The sequence below is a fragment of the uncultured Thiocystis sp. genome (assembly GCF_903866365.1).
Lineage (GTDB): Bacteria > Pseudomonadota > Gammaproteobacteria > Chromatiales > Chromatiaceae > Chromatium.
On record NZ_CAIPNF010000025.1, the window covers coordinates 1 to 1,982 of the forward strand.

A 1,982-nucleotide genomic window follows, 5' to 3' on the forward strand; every position below is an offset into this window, starting at 1 on the left:
CGGTTTCGCAGGGCACGGGCATTCTCGATCATGTCAGTCTGTTGGAGGGATATGCGGCCTAAACGGGTAAACTGTTACTCGGAAATCACCTAAAGCGTTTTTAGATATTCGAGTAATGCCGCTCGTTCAGCGACAGAGAGCCCGTCGGCAAAGGCGTGCCCTTGGTTTCCATACCCTATGAGGCTGGTGTCGTAGATTTGATCGCGCTCGGCCCAGCTCATGGCGCCGACCTTGCCTTGCTTCAGGGTCCGGTAGGCCCAGCCGAGTTGACCCTGATCGTAGACGGGTCTGGCGTCGCCTGCGCGCTCGAACGCCCAATAGGTCGGCCGCGATCGGCTGTCGAGCAGGGCTGCGAGGGTGGGGACAGAGCCATTGTGCAGATAGGGCGCAGTGGCCCAGACGCCGTCGAGTGGCGGAGCGATGTAGCCGAGGGCTGGAGCGGCCTGGGATCCTTGGCCGTAAAAGGAATTCTGGAACCATTTTAGAAAACGATCCGACTCGCCGAATCCCTGACGCGCCAACGCTGGATCCGTCTTGATCCTGCCGAGCGCGATGACGCGATTGGGATAGCGCCCATCCTTTCCGTGGAGACCGTGGCACGCCTTGCACTTGCCCTGGAAGATCCGACCGCCCTGCTCCGCGAGACCCTGGTCGATGGGGAACGGATACTTGGGAGACTTCAGGGTCGCCAGATAGGCACGGACATCGACGAACCAGCCATCGAGGACCGCCGCCTCCTCCACCGAATCGGTACAGAGGATCGCGGCCAGCATCATCTGGCGCGCGTGGTCGCCTCGCCCTTCGGCGTTGTAGAAGAGCGCGTGCTTCTTGCCGAGGTTCCACCAAGGCGGAACGCTGACCGGCAGCGGCCTCTCGGGGGGCGGTTCGATCAGGAGGTCGTCGGACCAGGCGAGCGTTCTGGGATCGCGGTGCGCCATGAGGGCCAGGGTTGGATTGCGCGCGGCGTTCACCCCAACCGTCCCGGTCATCATGTCGTCGGCAATGACCGTGACGCGCGCCGCCCAGCGACGCCATTCGGCGGCCTCCACGCCATCGGCCATGAAGCCGCCGAGTTCTTCGACCGCGCGCAGAGGATCGATCGTCATAGCGAGAAATTCGTTGCCAAGCCCCATGACGAGTTCGCCATTGAAGGTCGCGGCATGACAGCCCAGACAATTGGATGTGACCAGTTCGACACCGGATTGGGCGACATGGGCCGTCAGCATGTAGGGCAATTCCGCATTCCGGCCAGTGCGGCCCGGAAACTGCTGGCCGGGGACCGGCGGGCAGGCGCCGGCGTGTTTTCGATAGACCCGATAGGGCAATCCGCAGGTAATGACCGAGCGGTTGATCAGGGCCTCGTAGCCCTTATCGGGATCGCCCGGTCGCTGGGGCGAAGCGGGAACGCGACCGACCTCCGCCTTGAAGACTCCCTCATGCTCGCGAGGGCTGCGGTCGCAGCCGGTCATGGACGCTGACAATGCAAGCATGCCGAGCACGCCAAACCCTGCCAGGGAACGACGGATCCCTTGACGCCGCCCCATGATCGGATCCTCCCCCTCGCCTGTTGGGGTGGCGACAGACATGAAAACGCCCCTGGAGACGATGCTGATCGTAGTAAACTCCCACCGCAAGACACCAGGTATTTCTGTCATGCGCCTGGAATGCCTGAAATTGTCGAGGAGACCCAGGGCGATGCTTCACATCAAACTCGAATCCATCTGCTACATCATCGCAAAGATCCGCGAATTTCAAGCCAAGGAGGAGGTCGTGCTGCCGGATACGCCGGCCAGTCCCTCCGAGGATTGGGCGCTCCAGGTACTTGCCGATCACAGCGAGGACTCATGGGTGTTCGGGGTTTTTTTCTCGAATTTTCAATGGTATAAATACTTCAGGAATAGAACACTAAAGACCTTGGCAATCATATAATACAATACCCATTTAAGCTATTCGGCATAAAAAATATGGATCACACCATTCAC

The 1,982-nt window shown here is 60.3% G+C and carries 2 protein-coding genes; one reads left to right on the plus strand and one right to left on the minus strand.

Annotation, left to right across the window (positions count from 1 at the left end; translation table 11 throughout):
• Window positions 1–89: 89 nt before the first annotated feature.
• Window positions 90–1,586 carry a c-type cytochrome gene (locus QZY07_RS01110; RefSeq protein ID WP_295399137.1) on the minus strand — a complete coding sequence of 499 codons (1,497 nt, stop codon included), beginning with the start codon at window positions 1,584–1,586 and terminating at the stop codon, window positions 90–92.
• Here QZY07_RS01110 and QZY07_RS01115 point away from each other — a divergent pair.
• Window positions 1,585–1,929 (plus strand): hypothetical protein, encoded by a 345-nt coding sequence (locus tag QZY07_RS01115; protein ID WP_295399139.1) that lies wholly within the window; start codon window positions 1,585–1,587, stop codon window positions 1,927–1,929. The genes QZY07_RS01110 and QZY07_RS01115 overlap by 2 nt on opposite strands.
• Window positions 1,930–1,982 lie beyond the last annotated feature (53 nt).

Bases quoted from the DNA above. Each gene is read 5' to 3' on its own strand.
- QZY07_RS01115 (WP_295399139.1), top strand. From the start codon at position 1,585: ATGAAAACGCCCCTGGAGACGATGCTGATCGTAGTAAACTCCCACCGC.
- QZY07_RS01110 (WP_295399137.1), bottom strand. From the start codon at position 1,586: ATGTCTGTCGCCACCCCAACAGGCGAGGGGGAGGATCCGATCATGGGG.